Source organism: Amphritea balenae, from assembly GCF_003858655.1.
Taxonomy (GTDB): Bacteria; Pseudomonadota; Gammaproteobacteria; order Pseudomonadales; family Balneatricaceae; genus Amphritea; species Amphritea balenae.
The window spans coordinates 286,279-304,043 of the sequence record NZ_RQXV01000002.1 but is presented as its reverse complement, the minus strand read 5'-3'; the positions used below and the strand labels follow the sequence as shown (position 1 = coordinate 304,043).

The following is a 17,765-nucleotide window of genomic DNA, read 5'->3' as shown; positions in this document are numbered from 1 at the left end:
TTACTCCATGCCTGAATATTCGGTCTAGGCTAGATCTTGTAGCACGTAAATCAAGGAGGTAAATCATGTGGTTTCCCAAACCCCTTTATGAAGGCCTGCCCTACCTTTATTTCACCGCTGGCTTATTATTACTATTTCTATTCAGAGAAAGCCTTAACGCTATCACTTTAGCCATCGCCACAATGCTGTACATCGCAGGCAGTATACTCTGGATAAAACGCTCCAACGCCCGACGCAGAGACCGCAGGGAAAACCGAAGATTCCAGTCCCAGTTACACTTCAGGACCGATCTGTCTTACTACCCTCAGTGGCTCTACGAAGAACAACCTTTTATCTACCTGGCTGCAGGGTTTGGTTGCTACCTGATGCTACCCAGCCTGATCGGGTTCACCAGTGGTAGTCTTTTAATTGCCGTTAGCCTGATGGTATTCAAATCAAGAATTGATAATCGAAAACCGACCAGCAAAGTACAACCTCACACATAAAAAAACCGGGCATCGCCCGGTTTTCTTCAAACAGATCTAATCAATTCAATCAGTAAAGGTTGATTCGATCTTATGGATACTCAGGTCTGCACCGTTAAACTCTTCCTCTTCATCCAAACGCAGCCCCATAACCGCCTTTATACCACCATATACGACGGCACCACCTATCACAGCAACCGCAATCCCCATCAGGGTGCCTATAACCTGCGTAGTCAGACTTACGCCACCCAGACCGCCCAGTGCAGATGAACCAAAGATACCCGCTGCCACGCCACCCCAGGCGCCACAAAGACCGTGCAATGGCCACACACCCAGCACATCATCAATTTTCCAACGATTCTGCACTACCGTGAACATCCAGACAAATAGCGCACCAGCAATCGCACCAATCATCAGCGCACCAATAGGGTGCACAATATCAGACCCGGCACAGATAGCCACCAAACCAGCCAGAGGGCCGTTATGAATGAAGCCGGGGTCATTTTTACCTATCAGCAAAGAAGCAATAATGCCACCAACCATGGCCATCAGGCTGTTAACAGCCACCAGCCCTGAGATACCATCCAGAGTCTGGGCCGACATCACATTGAAACCAAACCAACCTATGCAGAGTATCCAGGCACCCAGTGCCAAAAACGGAATATTTGACGGCGGGAACGCAACTAAACGACCGCCCTTATAACGCCCCTTCCGGATACCCAGAAAGATCACTGCAACCAAGCCTAACCAGCCACCAACACCGTGCACAACAACAGAACCGGCAAAATCATGGAATGGCGCACCAAAGCTAGCTGCCAACCAATCCTGAACACCGTAGTTACCATTCCAGATAATGCCCTCAAAAAACGGATAAACGAAACCCACCAGCAGCGCAGAGCCAATCAGAAACGGCCAGAATTTTGCCCGCTCAGCAATACCACCGGAAACGATGGCTGGAATCGCAGCCGCAAAAGTCATCAGAAAGAAAAACTTAACTAACTCATAACCATTGCCCTGGGCCAGCGTTTCAGCATCCTGGAAAAAAGTTACATCATAGGCGACCCAATAACCGACAAAGAAATAGGCAACTGCCGAGAAACCAAAGTCAGTCATAATTTTGACCAGCGCATTAACCTGGTTCTTATGACGTACGGTACCCACCTCTAAAAAGGCAAACCCGGCATGCATTGCGAATACCATGATGGCACCCATTAGAATAAACAGTGTATTCGAGCTCTGCACCAGTGTCTCTACGGCACTATTAACACTTTCCACGGTGATCTCCTGTATAACCACGCACTCTTTTAATGCCTGCCACTTTGAACAAGCACTTATTTGGTGCGATATTTTATTTTTAATTATCGTGAATTTTCACTGCCAGCCTTTCTACTCAGAAAACCGGGGGCTGGAACAATAATTCATCAATATGCTCTGTAAAAGTGCATAGAACAAAGCAGGTATTGTGCCAATAACTGCACCTGCACCAAAAGCCAGCATAGATAACGCCCATAAAAAAACCGCCAATTGGCGGTTTTAAATATCACTCAGTTCGACAGAGCTCGAAGCACTGATGAATTCGCTGATTACGCTTGAAATCCAGATCGATACTCTGACGACTGATATCCTTCACCTCATAACGCTCATTCAACTGAGGGTCTAACTTAAAGCGGCGATAATTATTAGAGAAGATCAACTTACCACCGGGACGCAACAGCCCCATCGCCAGGTCGATTAACTCAACATGGTCACGCTGAACGTCCAGCACATCATGCATACGCTTAGAGTTAGAAAAGGTCGGGGGATCCATAAATATCAGATCAAAATTTTCACCTTTCTGCGCCTTCAGCCACTTAATACAGTCTTCCTGAATAAAGTGATTACGGGTTTCAGCAAAGCCATTCAATGCAAAGTTTTTACGCGCCCAATTCAGGTACGTTGCCGACATATCAACACTGGTAGTCGAGCGGGCGCCACCCTGCGCGGCATGTAATGAAACCGTTGAGGTATAACTGAACAGGTTAAGAAAATCCTTTCCTTTAGCCTGCTGCTGAATCTGTAAGCATACCGGACGGTGATCCAGGAAAAGTCCGGTATCCAGATAATCCTGTAGATTCACCAGTATACGACAACCACCCTCACGCACTTCCATAAAGTTCGCTGTCTGATCCTGCTTCTCGTATTGACTGATACCTTGCTGTCGACGGCGTTGTTTCAACACAATCTGCTCGGCCGGAAAGCCCAGCACTTGCGGTAAAACGGCAACCACTTCTTGCAACCGGGTAAAGGCCTTTACAGTATCAATACTCTTGGGCGCCTGATATTCCTGAACATGGGCCCAGTCACCATAGATATCGATAGCTACCGCATACTCCGGCAGATCAGAATCGTACAACCGATAACAGCTGATATCCTGACGTTTAGCCCACTTACCTAATTGCTTAAGATTCTTGTTAAGACGATTTACCAGCATCTGAGCACCATTACTCAGCTCAACAACAGTTGGCTCAGCAGGCTCTGCTGAGTCGTCTTGTACATCGATGACCTCAACCACTTCCGGCACGGCGCGCTGGCGAATATTAAAGATTTGCAACTGACTGGGTATAGCACCGTTATACAGCTTGTAGGTTTTATCTGATGCCAGCTTCATCATCTTGCACAGCTCAGGATTACCGGTAAATACCGCCCCCTGCCAACCGGCAAAATCCGCTTTAAGACGCTCACCTAAATGCTGATACAAGAAGAACAGCGTTGGCTCATCACCCAAACGCTCACCGTATGGTGGGTTGGTAATAACCAGCCCCGCCTCCTCTCCTGTCGGGCGACTTAGCCGGGACAATTCACGACGCTCAAAGTGAATCAACGACTCAACGCCGGCACGACGGGCATTATCCCGCGCAGTATTTAAAACTTTTGCATCTGAATCAAAACCTTCAAAGCGGCTTTTAACTTGCTGCAAGCCTGCTTCACGGCGTTGCTCTGCTTCATCAATCAGATCCTGCCAAATCGCTTTTTGATGCTGCGTCCAGAAAGTAAAACCATACTCTTTACGCATCAGACCCGGTGCAATATCCGCCGCCATCAGGACCGCCTCGATCAACAGAGTGCCTGAACCACACATTGGATCAAGTATCGCCTCTTCGCGGGCAGCCTTATCAGGCCAGCCACAGCGATATAGTAATGCCGCCGCCAGGTTTTCCTTCATCGGCGCCATACCTGCTTTCAAGCGATAACCACGACGATGCAAGCTATCACCCGACAGGTCGATCGCAATGGAGGCTTCGCCACGCTGCAGGTGAACATTAATGCGCAGATCCGGGCGTAAGCGCTCGACCGAAGGCCGGCGACCGGTTTCATCACGAATCTGATCAACGATGGCATCTTTAACTTTCTGCGCCCCAAAACGGCTATGGTTAATCCCCTCAGACTGACCGGTAAAGTCGATTGTCAGCGTGCCTGCCGGACGCATATGATCAAGCCAGCGTACTTCTTGTACCGACTGATATAGCTGTTCTGCAGTCTCTCCTGGCCCCCGATGAAACTCCAACAGCACTCTGTTTGCCACCCGTGACCACAAGCACACCCGGTAAGCCGCCTCGAGCCCACCACCGAAATACACACCAGCCAGTGTCTGTTTTGGTTGCTCTACATTGAGTGCCTGTAGTTCATCAAACAACACAGGTTCCAGTCCCTTCGGACAGGTAGCAAAAAATTTCATGCTTGGGGAATACCTCAAGGAACTGTCACTCAGTTCCGTTAATTTTCTGTAATGAGTCAGCCTGTAGTTTCAGTGGCAGCTAACAGGATAGTACTAAAAGAAGATGCGCATATTAACGGGAAACGCTTTTAAGACCAATGACTAAGATTCAGATTCAAGAAAATAGCGCTCAAAATGAATTTTTTTCAAACAAGTATTTTAATTTCGCCAAGCCTCGCAAGCTATTGAAGTCAGGCCTATTTTGCAGGTGCGTCTACGTTTTTTTTATTAAATACTACAAATTGATATTTTTTTTTAATTACCAACCTTTTTTTAATTCCGCCATTGTGAAGATCTGTGAAGTTCGTAACAAACAACACATCAACAGCTGTTAATACCAATAGGAGTTAATGAGTCACAGTAAACCGGGTCACTGAGACGGCATGGAAGTATGTAATATTCACAGTATCGCCCGTCAAATCGGTTACCTGCCTGAACATTAAAGAACTTGAGAGGCTGTCTTATGAAGAGACAAAAACGTGATCGCACTTCAGTACTTTTCAACCGTGGTTTTAAAGCGGGGCTCATCGGCAAATCAAAAGATGAGTGTCCGGTAAACACCAATGATCTCAGAAGCCACTGGATGAGTGGCTGGCGTGAAGGTCGTGAAGCACACTGGAACGGTCAGTCGGGTGTCTCGGCAATAAACATTAACCCATCTCTCCATTAACTAAGACCACTATTTATTTAACGTGGCAGATACAATAAAAAAGGCTTCTGATAAGAAGCCTTTTTTAATGCTGGAGATAATCAATTTATCTGTTCAGCTCGGCAATCGCCTTGACCGATTCAGATATCAACTCAGGTCCCCGATAGATAAAGCCAGAATACACCTGGATCAATGAAGCACCCGCTTCAATCTTTTCAGCCGCATCAAAGCCGTTGGTAATTCCACCAACACCGATAATAGGTAACGCGCCGTCTAGTTCCCGGGCCAGAATACGGATCGCCTTAGTCGATGCATTACGTACCGGCACGCCGCTCAGTCCACCTGCTTCACCGGCAAACTCAGAACCCTCAACTCCCTCACGGGATAATGTAGTGTTAGTGGCTATTACACCGTCCATCTCATAGGACTTCAGCGAAGATGCAACCAGACCAAACTCTTCCTCGGACATATCCGGGGCTATCTTCACTGCAACAGGGACATACTTACCATGCAACTGAGCCAAACGTGCCTGCTCAGTTTTCAGCGCATCCAGTAGCTCATTTAGCGAGTCACCAAACTGCAATGTACGCAGTCCTGGGGTATTTGGCGATGACACATTAACCGTGATGTAAGACGCCTTGCTGTACACTTTACGCATACAGATCAGATAATCATCGGTGGCTTTCTCAACCGGGGTGTCAAAATTTTTGCCAATATTAATACCCAGCACACCATCAAAACGGCTCTTTTCAATATTGGCCAGTAAATTGTCTACGCCCTCATTGTTAAAGCCCATGCGGTTAATAATTGCATGCTGCTCTGGGAGGCGAAACAGACGTGGCTTAGGGTTACCAGGCTGCGGACGAGGCGTAACGGTTCCTACCTCGACAAAGCCAAAACCAAGTGATGCCATACCATCGATAGCAATGCCATTTTTATCCAGCCCCGCAGCTAAACCAACAGGGTTAGGAAACTGAATCCCCATCACTTCAGTAGGAAGACTTAGTTTTTTTCCTCCCAGGCATTTATTCAGCCCAACTGATGCCATCAGATTCATACTGTTCAGAGACAGGTCATGGGACAGTTCAGGATCAAGTTTAAACAACAGCGATCGCGCAGCTTGATAAAGCATGAGATTCCATAATTCAGATTTAATATTGCGGGCATTATATGCAAAGCACGTAGCGCTGTAAAAAGATACAGACGCTCAATGCTTTGAAACTTACAATCTTGTATGAAACTAACCTGGAAACAAGCCTTAATTCCATTACGTAGAGCATGTAGCACAGAACATTTTATAACCGTTCAATGCTTTGAAACTTGCCATCCTGGGTAAAACTAATCTGAAAACACCCCTTAATTCCGTTATGTAATAAGTAGGGTTGAAGCAATGACGAAGGAAATCTGACCCGACGACCATCCCTGCTCAGGGTAATCACATCTTTAACCGCCCCCTGATAATGAGCCAGATACTGCTCAGCGGTGAGGCTAATATCGACAATAACCTTTTGCATTAAAATTCCTAACACTGGCCGGTGCTTTTCCCGGCTATCATCTATCCAATTCACCTTGCGCTGCTAACACAAGGCCAAGCACTATAGAAACGTACATCTTATGGCATGTACTATCGAATCAAACTACCACTGAATAGTTTACTTACAGGCACGCCCCAGTTCAATCAATTCAGATATAGCCACGGTATACATGGCATAGCCTTGCTTCTCTGCCGTTTTAAGATCATTGATCAGGTTCAACCAGCGCTCGAGTGGTTGTGTAAATCCGGCTTTCCATACATCAAAGCCCCGCTCCCTTTTCCCGTTGCCTGATAATCCGGCATTAAGCACTGCAGTAACAATCACCCGGTGCTGATTATCAATATCATCACGGAATGACTCCCGTGCTAACGCCTGCCACTGATTATCCCGATCAAGTTCATTCAACCGGCTTATCAGCCAGTGCAACTGCAACGATTCAGCAACCTCAAACATCTCCTGAGCAACCCGGTCGACAGGCAGATCATTACTACCTGCCACCTCAATGATATTCAGTACCGCATATAAACTCCGGGTGCCGGCAATAACCATCGCCAGCTCTTCCGGCACCCTGGCATCGATATAACGCTCATAAGCTTCATGCCAGTCCTGCTTTGGCTGACCACAAAGCAGCTTACCCAACTGCCCTCTAAGCTCAGTAATAGTTGAACGGAACAACTGCACTTCTTTGGCACAGATATTATCCATATCTGGACGGTTAACCACGAACCATCGGGTTGCCCTGCGCACCAGATACTGTAACTCATCCATCATATGCAGCTGCATGCCCGCATCAATCTCATAATCCAGTGATTCAATAAGCTGCCATAGATGCTGCATATCAAACACTTCCCTGGCCAGTACATAGGCACGGGTTATACGATCGATCTCTGCCCGGGTGGAAGAACGAAGCAGGTCAACAAATTTGAATCCCATGTAGTTAACCATATTATTGGCTAACTGGGTCGCCACTATCTCACGACTCAAACGGTGCTGACTCAATTGCTCTGAATACTTATCGGTTAATGTCTCAGGAAAGGCTGTCGCCAGCTCCTGATTGAGAAAATCATCATCCGGCACACAGGAATCTAATAATAATTGCTTCAATTCCGCTTTACTGTATGAAATAAGAACGGAAATCTCTGGACGAGTGAGCCCAGCACCTTCTGACTGACGCTCCATCAGAATATCTTCATCGGGAAGGAATTCCAGCCCCCGGTTCAATAGCCCCCTGTGTTCCAGAGCCTGGATATAACGGCGGTTTTCTCCCATCGCATCTACCGCACGTATCTGCTCCAGGCTGATTGCCTGAACCTGACGATAGTTATTCTTCAGCACCAACCGCGCCACATCTTCGGTCATTTTTTGCAGTAACTGGTTGCGTTGCTTAGATGTAAGATCGCCATCAGCAACAATGCCATTAAGCAGAATTTTGATATTTACTTCGTGATCAGAACAATCCACGCCGGCGGCATTATCAATAAAGTCGGTATTTGCCCGACCAAAATGACGGGCATATTCCATCCGGGCCTCCTGCGTGATACCAAGATTACCGCCCTCTCCAATCACCCTGCAACGCAGATCACAGGCATTAACCCTCACGGTATCATTGGCTTTATCGCCCACCATTTCATCGGTTTCAAAGCTCGCTTTAACATAGGTCCCGATGCCACCATTCCAGAACAGATCAATCGGGGCGCAAAGAAACCGGCTAATCAGTTCATTGGGGGGCAGGCTATCTTCAGCAATATCAAAGCAACGTTTCATCTCCGTACTGATTGCAATTGACTTAGCCGTACGTTTAAACACGCCACCACCACGGGAGATCAGCGCCTTATCATAATCATCCCAGCCGGAGCGGGATAACTTAAACAGCCGCTGTCGCTCGGACCAGCTTTTAGCGGCATCGGGCCTGGGGTCTATAAAGATATGCAGATGATTAAAGGCCGCCAATAGGCAGATATGCTTTGATAACAGCATACCGTTACCAAACACATCACCGGACATATCGCCCACAGCGACAACAGAGAAGTCGGTTGTCGAAACGTTAACCCCCAGCTCTCTGAAGTGTCGTTCTACTGAAACCCAGGCGCCTTTGGCAGTGATCCCCATTTTTTTATGGTCATATCCCTGGCTACCGCCTGAGGCAAACGCATCACCCAGCCAAAACCCCCGCTTCTCAGCAATACCGTTAGCGATATCTGAAAAGGTTGCGGTACCTTTATCCGCCGCAACAACCAGATAGGGGTCATCTTCATCATGTCGAGTCAGCTGTGCCGGTGGCAATATATCTCCATCCACCAGATTGTCGGTCAGGTCCAACAACGCACTGATAAACTGCTGATAGCAGGCCACCCCTTCCGCCAACCATTCTTCACGGGTCATATCGCTATTCAGACCTTTTGCAACAAAGCCCCCCTTCGCACCAACAGGCACTATCACCGCATTTTTAACCTGCTGAGCTTTAACCAATCCCAGCACTTCAGTACGGTAATCTTCGTAGCGGTCAGACCAGCGTAATCCACCACGAGCGACTTTTCCGCCCCGCAGATGTACACCTTCAAAACGAGGTGAAAACACAAAAATTTCAAATATGGGTTTAGGCTCCGGCATTTGAGGAACCTGCCCCGGAGTAAGTTTAAACGCCAAATACGGTGCCGCAATTCCATTCGCATCTGTTTGATAATAATTAGTACGCTGAGTCGCCTTAATCAGGGCAATAAGCTGTCGAATAATTTTATCTTCATTAAGGCTTTCTACTGAATCAAGCTGAGCCAACAGATCCTGCTCTAAAGCTTCACAAGTGTTAGCATCCGTTACGCCTAGCTGAAACCGGGCCTCGAATAGCCCGACCATCTTTCTGGCAATCACCGGACTGTTATTTAATGTTGCTTTAACCGCACCACCTACCAACGGAAAACGCATCTGCTTCATGTATGCAGCATAGGCACGCAATATATTAACCTGTTGCCAGGTCAGCCCTGCTCCCAGCACTAAACGGTTAAATCCATCATTGGCAGCTTTACCCTGCCAGATCTGCATAAATGCATCCTGGAAAAATGCTTTCATCTCTTTTGGGCCAAGCTGCATAGTAAAAGAGCTTTGCAGATTAAAATCATGAATCCAGACACTTCCCTTTGCACTCTTAACCGCATAGGGGTGCTCATCAATAACCCGCAAACCTAAGTTTTCCAGCACCGGCAGCACATCAGACAATGGCAATGGGCAACCCATGTTGAATAACTTGAAACTAAGGCTCCGGCTACTCGCCTCAAGTGTGCTGTAGAAACTCAGGGATAACTGGTTTTCAGTATCAAGCTGATCCATGTGCTGAATATCAACAACCGCCGTTCTGGGTGGAAAATCCTCTTTGTAGCTAGATGCGAAACCTCTGCCATAGCTGTTAAAGGCAACAATACCCTGCTCTTCACCCTGGGCTTCGATCAGCGCCTCATAGAGTTCATCGGACCAGCTCCGCGCTGCTTGTTGAATCTTACGCTGCAACCCCTCGACATCAATATCCCCGACAATAGGGCTCTCGCTACGCAAAACAAAATGTGTTCTCGCCAGAATTGATTCAGAAAAATAGGTATTAAATTCAGCCTGATTACAGCCCAACTCACTGAGAAGTATTTTTTCAACTTTCAACCTGAATTCAGTGCTGTAAACATCCCTTGGAGCATAGACAAGGCAGGACGCATACTGACCAAACTCATCCCGGCGGGCGAACAATCGGATCTGACGACGTTCATGAATATGCAGAATCCCCAGGGTTGTCTTATAGAGCTCATCTATACTTGCCTGAAACAGATCATCGCGGGGATGAACTTCAAGAATTTGCTGTAACTCTTTCCAGTCATGGCTATTTTCATGCCGCCCTGAACGCTCAAGGACCGCTGCAACTTTTTTTCTAACCACCGGAATCTGACGCGCATTACCCAAATAGACACCCGAGGTATAGAGACCAAGAAAACGGCTTTCACCAATAACCCGGCCTGTTTCATCAAACCGTTTTAGGGTTATGTAGTCCGGATATGCCGGCCGGTGTACCCGTGATTTACTGGGAGACTTAGTGAACAATAAAAGCTCGGGGATCAACGTAAACTGCGCCATATCACGCTGCTTATCATCGATAAGCTCTGATCTGCAGTATTCGTCACAATATTTAAGTAGCCCTAACTGACTACCCATAACGACTTCCAGTTTTTTGCTGCGCGGACCAGTTCTTTGATACTGGTCATACCCCAAGAAAGTAAAATGAAGTTTTAGCCACTGAAGAAACTCCCTCGCCTCGATCAACCCCTCAGGCTGCTTATCCGGCTCTATACAGCCATACATCTCGACCAACTCATCCAGCTGCGTCTCCATTGGCCGGAAGTCTTCCACTACAATTCCAACCTGGTAAAGCACTTCATCCAGCGCCTGCTGTAGATCTTTCAGCAGCTCGGAGTCAGCATGGCGATCTATTTCCAGAGTAATAAGTGTTTCATGACGCGCCGTTTTTGCCCGGCTGTTATTAGGCAACAAAGAAACAAACTGGTGTCTGTCATCTCGCTTAACTGTCAGAACCGAATTATGTACAGAGTGTATGCCGATATTACGGTGATTTAACTCCACCCGCATAGAATCAAGCGTAAAGGGCAGGTCATCACTCAGCACTTGCACAATGGTATGCACAGACTGCCAGCCATGCTGCTCAAAGTCCGGATTATAAACCCTGACTTTAGGCTGACCCGGTTGAATAGACTGAAGAAATTCCCAGGCTGACAAGGTGGCACCACAGAGATCATCAGGTCGCCAGCTAACAATATCCTCGTCCGCCATGGTGGCATAAAAACTGGAAGCAAAGGCTTCAACCTGACCTGCATTATCGCCCGGCAAACGCTGTTTAATGAGCCGAGCAAGCGTGGTCTGCAAGCCCGTTCTTATTTCACTGATACTCTGTGCCATATTGATCCCCTTCAATCGCCGAAGCTACTTCCATGAGTATAGTAAAAACAATAGCTTAGCTATGGCTAAAATTATATGAATTACATACTTTTATCAGTTATGCTAAAACTTAGTTTGCCTCTTAGCTGTGACGGGTCAGCAACCAGCTGATTAGCGGTACAGATATTTTTTATCCCGGCCGATATAAACGAGATTAGACGATCCATGCAGCAGAAGATTCTCCGCCTTCTTCCAAGAGCTCTGAGCAAAGCTCTACATAAAGTTCTACCAGGCGCCCGATTAAAAGCCCGACTATCCGTTCTACTGGCCGGTCTGCTTTCGGCCCTGCTGCCAACACTACCGGCGGTGGCCGACGTCAATGTATTTTCCGACCGCTATGCAATCTCCATCGGTGAAACTCTTCAACTCACCGTTGAAGTTAATCAACGCTCAACCCAGCGACCTGATTTTTCACCACTGACTAAAGATTTTCATTTTCTCGGCAGTAAGCAGATGACTGTTTCCAGCCACGCTCAGGGAACAAATCAATATAGTACCCGATGGAGAATTCTACTTCGGCCTCGCCGGGCAGGAGATCTTAAGATCCCTCCTTTACAGTTATATAACGAGCAAAGTCAGCCACTCTTAATCAGTGTCACCGGTGACACTGGCGCCGCAGCGGTTATCAGCAGAGAAGCCTACCTTGAAAGCGCTGTCGATAATTACGAGCTCTATCAAAATACTCAGTTGCTCTATAGCCAGCGCCTGTTCTCCCTGAATGAGCTGCCACCTATGGCCAGAATGTCTGAACCAGACATCCCTAATACCCAGATACTCCAACTAGGCGAACCCCGACGTTACAATCGACAGATTCAGGGGCAGAACTACCAGGTAACTGAAAGAAACTATGCATTATTTCCTCATCAGCCAGGGATACTCACCATTCCCCCGGCTGTTTTTAATGCTGGCCCCGGCACCACTGAACTCAGTAGCGAGCCACTACAGATAGACGTTCTGCCAAAACCGACGCAGAAGATAAAAGGCTACTGGCTACCCGCCCGACGCCTGACACTTGAAAACATGAGTGATCCTGTTGATCAGATAATACTGGGAGATACTCTTGTACGTCGCATCAAAGTGACTGCGGAAGGCCTGACAGCTGAGCAGCTACCCGCACTCATGTCACTTAGAAATGAATTGGCCGAACTGACCATTGAAGATGTTATTCTTGAGCAAAACACTACTGCAAAAGGCATCATTAGTAGTCGAACAGAAGTGGTACGTATTACGCCAAAAGAGCGGGGTGAGGTCACTTTGCCGGCTATCACTATTCCCTGGTGGAATGTGGCCAATGATAAAGACTCTCTGGCGCAACTCAGTGCAATAGTACTCAGAGTTGAACCGGCACAAGATCAAGCGGTAATAACCGTGGCAGAAGTGACTCAAGCAAATTCAATGGGTAGTACCGCCACTGCAGTGACAAACAAAGAACCGCAATCTTCAGCAGATAACACCGTTAAGTTACTGGTCTGGTTACTCTCCGCAATTGCAACTATCAGTTCTCTGGGCTGGCTGTATAGCTATACCCGCCTTAAACGAAACCAGAGTAACGATGTTGAAAATCCTACCTATGAAATGGATAACACCAGTACTGTCCCTATTGCATTAAACGATAGTTCAGACGCAAACAGCGATCAGTTAACTCAGTTACTTCAGGCTGAACAGGATGTTTTCCAAAAAGCGATCAATGCCTGCAATAATGACAATCCTTTAGAAGCACGATTACTGACACTCGAATGGGCCCGATTATTCTGGCCTCACAATAGCTTCGACAATAGTAATGATCTAAGCGAACTTAACAGTAGTAAAACCCTGGAGCTTCTGCTGATCGATATGGAAAGCTATATCAGCGGTCAGGAAAGCGGCGAATGGTCTGGTGACCTGCTGGCTGAAGCACTGGTGCGCATAAGAGAAAGCCAGTTACAACAGGCTGAAGAGGTGTAAGTATTAGTGCTGTACACCACTAATCATCAGGTTCAAGTATCTGCTTTAGTGCGGTTCTGAGGTCATCAAAGGCGAATTTATAACCGGCATCTAATAAGCGCTGAGGGTAAACCCGCTGCCCTCTTACCAATAACTCACTCCCCTCTCCCAGCATCAGTCTGATGACGCCTGCGGGCACCCGAAACCAGGCTGGACGGCTCAACACTCCCGCCAACGCCTGGCTAAAATCAGCATTAGTTGCAGCATTGGGCGAGGTAAGATTATAAGCACCACTAAAGTGAGTATGGGTCAACATCATACAGATGATCTCTACCTCATCATCAATATGTATCCAGGACAACCATTGCTTACCTGAAGCGACCGGGCCTCCTAAGCCCAAACGAAACGGCGGCAACATTTTTGCCAGTGCGCCCCCCTCTCCCAGCACAACACCAGAACGGATCAGACAAACACGCACGCCCTTAGCCCGATTCAACAGAGCGACCTGCTCCCATTCAGCGCACAACTGATGGGTAAAACCCTGCTCAACCTCAGCCTCCTCATCAAGTAACCGATCGTCATCCTGACAGCCGTAATACCCTACCGCAGAACCACTGATATACACTTCAGGTTTAACGTCCAAGCGTTCAACTAAGCCGTTCAACGCCCAGGTCGTGTCGAGCCGGCTATCAACCAGATAACGTTTACGTGCAACACTCCAGCGTTGCTCAGCGATACCCGCACCAGCCAGGTTGATGATGGCGTCTATCTGTTCGTCATTGCCAATCTCGGAAAGATCCCCGATCACCCTGACCGCCCCAAATAATTTTTCAGCCTTGCTTTTTGACCGGGCCCAGACGACGGGCTCGTGGGTATACTCAATCAAACGGGGAACCAGATAACGACCAATAAAACCGGTAGCACCACTTATCAGAACTCTCATCATCTATATCCTCAGCCATTGCAATCGATTAGCTCTGCCCCTATAAACATAGTCCAGTCATTAAATAACAGGAATTACCATGTTTACCGGGATAGTTCAGGGCACCGCTACTGTCATTACGACAACCATCAAAGAGCAGTTCATGCAACTTACACTGGCCCTACCTGAAATCAATTGCGATAACTTGTCGACCGGTGCAAGCATAGCGGTTAACGGCACCTGCCTGACAATTACCGGATTTAACAATAACCAGGTTCGTTTTGATCTGATAATGGAAACATTGCGTGTGACTAACCTGGGTAATCTTAAACCCGGCGATCAGGTTAATTTTGAACGGGCAGCCAGAATCGGGGATGAAATTGGCGGGCATATGCTATCAGGGCATATCCATGGACAGGCAGCGATCTGTCAGATTGAACAGCCTGAAGACAATCGTATTATCTGGTTTGAAAGCCAACCCGAGCTCATGAAGTATATCCTGCCAAAAGGATTTGTTGCCCTCAATGGTTGCAGCCTGACGATTGGCGAAGTTGTAAACAACCGTTTCAATGTTTACCTGATACCTGAAACTCTGAGTGTCACCACCTTTGGCTCAGCACAACTGGGAAACAACATAAATCTTGAAATAGACAGCCAGACTCAGGCCGTTGTCGATACCGTTGAGCGCTACATGAACAAAAACAACTGACACACAATCATCTCATTAGTTAGATCAAAAGAATCACTTTGCATTATTAAGCGCACCAAAAGGTGCGTTTTTTTGTTTCTGATGCCTCTGTACAATTTTCACCTAAACCATCCCCTTTTACGCAAACCCCTCTCTAAAAATCACAATTTAAGCAAAATTCTTCTAACCCAATAGTGTTACTTATCTCTGTTTATTGATTCAGATCAGGCAGTAATTTCGGATCTACCGATAGAATCGATCCATTATGATTCACTTTACAGTCTAAAACTTATAAAAAAATATCAGTTAAACAGCATTTGAGGAGCTTACTGTGAACGCACCACTGCAAACTAAACAGGGTCAGCGCCAGTTTATATCGGGCAATGAAGCCGTTGCTCAGGCAGCCCGTGATGCCAGCTGCAAAGTTGCTGCTGCTTACCCCGGCACGCCTTCAACAGAGATCCTTGAATTTATTGCTCAGTACCCGGAGATGTATACCGAGTGGTCGATTAACGAAAAAGTCTCTCTTGAGGTCGCTATCGGTGCCTCTCTGGCGGGTAGTCGGGCGTTGTGCGCAATGAAGCACGTAGGTGTCAACGTCGCGTCTGATGCGTTAATGACCCAAACCTTAATCGGCGCGGTAGGTGGACTGGTACTGGTCGTTGCGGACGACGTAGGACTATCCTCTTCACAAAATGAACAGGATTCCCGTTATTGGGGGCGTTTTGCTCATATTCCTCTACTTGAGCCCAGCGATGCTCAGGAAGCCTACGAAATGACCCGTCTGGCATTTGGCTTATCTGAACAATATGACGTACCAGTAATGGTTCGCTTAACGACCCGCATCTGTCATGTAAAAGGCGTCGTTATCACCGAACCAGCTGAACAGCATGAAGCGGGAGGCTTTAAGAAAGATCCATCCCGTTTTGTAATGGTACCGGGCAATGCAAAGAAACGTATTCCTCTGATGATGGCCCGTGATTTAGAGCTGGCTAAAGCCACACTGGATCATCCGCTTAACCGTATTGAAGCAGGCAGCGATAACAGTATCGGCTTTGTCACCTCCGGTGCGGCCTACTACCATGTGAAAGAATCTTACCCCGATGCTCCGGTTTATAAGCTAGGTTTTACCCATCCGGCTCCGATTGAAGCGATTCGTGAATTTGCTAAAAGCGTTGCCAAACTGGTTGTTGTGGAAGAGGTTGAGCCGTTGCTGGAAACGGAACTGCGTGCAGCGGGTATCGACGTCTACGGTAAAGATATTTTACCAAGAATTGGTGAACTAGCACCTCAGGTATTGGCACCCTGTATCGATAAATTATTGGGTAAAGAAACCGATAGTGAACTGATTCCAACGACTCAGGTATTTCCCCGTCCACCCACCATGTGTGTGGCCTGCCCTCATCTGGGCATCTATTACTGCCTGTCCCATGTGAAAAATACAATTATCGCAGGTGATATCGGCTGCTACACTCTGGGCGCTGGACACCCGTGGAATGCGCTGGATACCACTATCAGCATGGGAGCGTCACTCAGTGTTGCACAGGGCCTGGACAAAGGCCGGGCAGCAGAGGATGAAAACAAGAATATTCTTGCTGTAATAGGCGATTCAACCTTCCTGCATATGGGTATGCAGGGATTGCTGGATATTACTTATAACAAAGGTAATGTCACCATTCTGTTACTGGACAATCGCGCCGTTGGCATGACCGGCGGCCAGGACGCCCCATCATCAGGTCTGAATATCCATGGTGAAGAAACCATGCAGGTAGACTTCAGGAAACTTTGTGAAGCTCTAGGTGTAAAGCCTGAACGTATCCACGAAGTTAATCCATATGAACTGCCAACCCTCTTTAAAGCACTGAGAACTGAAACCAAAATTAAAGAGCCTTCGGTCATTATCACCAATCAACCCTGCGTACTGACCGAGCGTTATGGCAAACTGCCCCCACTGAAAGTTGAAGATGATAAATGCACCGGTTGCAGCAATTGTCTTGATATCGGGTGTCCGGCAATTCTGGTAAAAAGCCGTGAGACCGTCGTTAAACCTAATGGTAAAGAGAAAGAGCTGGCCTTCGTTACTATCGATACTGCGGCTTGTACCGGCTGCGATCTGTGTACAGGAACCTGTGCTCCTGATGCGATAGTACCAGCCTTCAATGTCAACAAGATCAATGCAGTCGAGGTGAAATCATGAACGATCAGGTAACCAACATTTTAGTCGTTGGTATCGGCGGGCAAGGTGTGATGACTGCTGCCGATGTTCTGGCTCAAGCGGCACTGGAACTCGGCTACGATATTAAAAAAACTGAGGTCGCCGGCATGGCACAACGTGGTGGTGTTGTAACCTCTCACGTTCGGTTTGGTAAAAAAGTACTGTCTCCCTCTATTCAGCCTGGTGATGCGGATATGATGATCGCATTTGAACCGGCTGAAGCCCTGCGCTGGCATACCCATCTGAAGAAAGATGCCGTCGCCATGATTAACAGCTACCCATTAGAGCCACCCGTGGTATCCATCGGCTTGTTCGATTACCCGGATGACCCTATTGGCCAGATGCGCGAAGAGAAAGTTAACTTACATCATTTCAATGCTGGCGAAGCGGCAATTGAACTAGGCGACCGACGCCTGGTTAACACCATTATGCTGGGTGCGATATCTGAACATCTGCCATTCAAGGCTGAAGTACTAGAAGACGTTATTCTTTCTCGCTTTGCCCGTAAGGGTGAAACATTGGTGGATCTGAATCGTCAGGCCTTTAGCCTGGGGCGCAGAGCATTTAACTAAGTTATAAAGGCTGCTATAGATAAGGGTTATGTAGATGTTTTTAAAGATAAAAGAAAC

Annotated in this window: 12 protein-coding genes; 6 read left to right on the top strand and 6 right to left on the bottom strand. The window is 47.4% G+C overall.

Features of this window, described 5'->3' with window-relative positions; translation table 11 throughout:
* The first annotated feature begins 65 nt into the window (after positions 1-65).
* Positions 66-485 (top strand): hypothetical protein, encoded by a 420-nt coding sequence (locus EHS89_RS05610; RefSeq protein ID WP_124925144.1) that lies wholly within the window; start codon positions 66-68, stop codon positions 483-485.
* A 45-nt stretch (positions 486-530) separates the two neighbouring features.
* Here EHS89_RS05610 and EHS89_RS05605 read toward each other — a convergent pair whose 3' ends face one another.
* Positions 531-1,739: an ammonium transporter gene (locus EHS89_RS05605; RefSeq protein ID WP_124925143.1), complete on the bottom strand. Its 1,209-nt coding sequence runs from the start codon at positions 1,737-1,739 to the stop codon at positions 531-533.
* Between the two features lie 265 nt (positions 1,740-2,004).
* Positions 2,005-4,179: a bifunctional 23S rRNA (guanine(2069)-N(7))-methyltransferase RlmK/23S rRNA (guanine(2445)-N(2))-methyltransferase RlmL gene (gene rlmKL, locus EHS89_RS05600; RefSeq protein ID WP_124925142.1), complete on the bottom strand. Its 2,175-nt coding sequence runs from the start codon at positions 4,177-4,179 to the stop codon at positions 2,005-2,007.
* 502 nt (positions 4,180-4,681) lie between these two features.
* Here rlmKL and rmf point away from each other — a divergent pair.
* Positions 4,682-4,888, top strand: a complete 207-nt coding sequence (gene rmf, locus EHS89_RS05595; protein ID WP_124925141.1) for a ribosome modulation factor — start codon at positions 4,682-4,684, stop codon at positions 4,886-4,888.
* Positions 4,889-4,973: 85 nt separating this feature from the next.
* Here rmf and EHS89_RS05590 read toward each other — a convergent pair whose 3' ends face one another.
* From EHS89_RS05590 to EHS89_RS05580, 3 genes are all read right to left on the bottom strand, one after another.
* Positions 4,974-5,999 carry a quinone-dependent dihydroorotate dehydrogenase gene (locus tag EHS89_RS05590; protein ID WP_124925140.1) on the bottom strand — a complete coding sequence of 342 codons (1,026 nt, stop codon included), beginning with the start codon at positions 5,997-5,999 and terminating at the stop codon, positions 4,974-4,976.
* Positions 6,000-6,162: 163 nt separating this feature from the next.
* Complete coding sequence (locus tag EHS89_RS05585) at positions 6,163-6,381, bottom strand: DUF2835 domain-containing protein (RefSeq protein WP_124925139.1); 219 nt, start codon at positions 6,379-6,381, stop codon at positions 6,163-6,165.
* Positions 6,382-6,519: 138 nt separating this feature from the next.
* The gene (locus tag EHS89_RS05580; RefSeq protein ID WP_124925138.1) at positions 6,520-11,349 is read right to left on the bottom strand and encodes an NAD-glutamate dehydrogenase; all 4,830 of its coding nucleotides are present in this window, start codon (positions 11,347-11,349) and stop codon (positions 6,520-6,522) included.
* Between the two features lie 204 nt (positions 11,350-11,553).
* Here EHS89_RS05580 and EHS89_RS05575 point away from each other — a divergent pair, with 204 nt between their 5' ends.
* A complete protein-coding gene (locus EHS89_RS05575) occupies positions 11,554-13,332 on the top strand; it encodes a BatD family protein (RefSeq protein WP_124925137.1) in 1,779 nt (592 codons plus the stop codon).
* Between the two features lie 19 nt (positions 13,333-13,351).
* Here the strand turns inward: EHS89_RS05575 and EHS89_RS05570 are convergent, their stop codons facing one another.
* On the bottom strand, positions 13,352-14,257 hold the full coding sequence (locus tag EHS89_RS05570) for a TIGR01777 family oxidoreductase (protein WP_229753639.1): 906 nt from the start codon (positions 14,255-14,257) through the stop codon (positions 13,352-13,354).
* Between the two features lie 76 nt (positions 14,258-14,333).
* Between EHS89_RS05570 and EHS89_RS05565 the strand changes: the two genes are divergently transcribed.
* From EHS89_RS05565 to EHS89_RS05555, 3 genes are all read left to right on the top strand, one after another.
* Positions 14,334-14,942 carry a riboflavin synthase subunit alpha gene (locus EHS89_RS05565; RefSeq protein ID WP_124925136.1) on the top strand — a complete coding sequence of 203 codons (609 nt, stop codon included), beginning with the start codon at positions 14,334-14,336 and terminating at the stop codon, positions 14,940-14,942.
* A gap of 310 nt (positions 14,943-15,252) precedes the next feature.
* Positions 15,253-17,118 (top strand): thiamine pyrophosphate-dependent enzyme, encoded by a 1,866-nt coding sequence (locus EHS89_RS05560; RefSeq protein ID WP_124925135.1) that lies wholly within the window; start codon positions 15,253-15,255, stop codon positions 17,116-17,118.
* Positions 17,115-17,708 (top strand): indolepyruvate oxidoreductase subunit beta, encoded by a 594-nt coding sequence (locus EHS89_RS05555; RefSeq protein WP_124925134.1) that lies wholly within the window; start codon positions 17,115-17,117, stop codon positions 17,706-17,708. Before EHS89_RS05560 ends, EHS89_RS05555 begins: the two co-directional genes overlap by 4 nt.
* The last annotated feature ends 57 nt before the right edge of the window (positions 17,709-17,765 follow it).

Bases quoted from the DNA above. Each gene is read 5' to 3' on its own strand.
- EHS89_RS05555 (WP_124925134.1), top strand. From the start codon at position 17,115: ATGAACGATCAGGTAACCAACATTTTAGTCGTTGGTATCGGCGGGCAA.
- rmf (WP_124925141.1), top strand. From the start codon at position 4,682: ATGAAGAGACAAAAACGTGATCGCACTTCAGTACTTTTCAACCGTGGT.
- EHS89_RS05570 (WP_229753639.1), bottom strand. From the start codon at position 14,257: ATGATGAGAGTTCTGATAAGTGGTGCTACCGGTTTTATTGGTCGTTAT.
- EHS89_RS05565 (WP_124925136.1), top strand. From the start codon at position 14,334: ATGTTTACCGGGATAGTTCAGGGCACCGCTACTGTCATTACGACAACC.
- EHS89_RS05580 (WP_124925138.1), bottom strand. From the start codon at position 11,349: ATGGCACAGAGTATCAGTGAAATAAGAACGGGCTTGCAGACCACGCTT.
- EHS89_RS05590 (WP_124925140.1), bottom strand. From the start codon at position 5,999: ATGCTTTATCAAGCTGCGCGATCGCTGTTGTTTAAACTTGATCCTGAA.
- EHS89_RS05585 (WP_124925139.1), bottom strand. From the start codon at position 6,381: ATGCAAAAGGTTATTGTCGATATTAGCCTCACCGCTGAGCAGTATCTG.
- EHS89_RS05575 (WP_124925137.1), top strand. From the start codon at position 11,554: ATGCAGCAGAAGATTCTCCGCCTTCTTCCAAGAGCTCTGAGCAAAGCT.
- EHS89_RS05610 (WP_124925144.1), top strand. From the start codon at position 66: ATGTGGTTTCCCAAACCCCTTTATGAAGGCCTGCCCTACCTTTATTTC.
- rlmKL (WP_124925142.1), bottom strand. From the start codon at position 4,179: ATGAAATTTTTTGCTACCTGTCCGAAGGGACTGGAACCTGTGTTGTTT.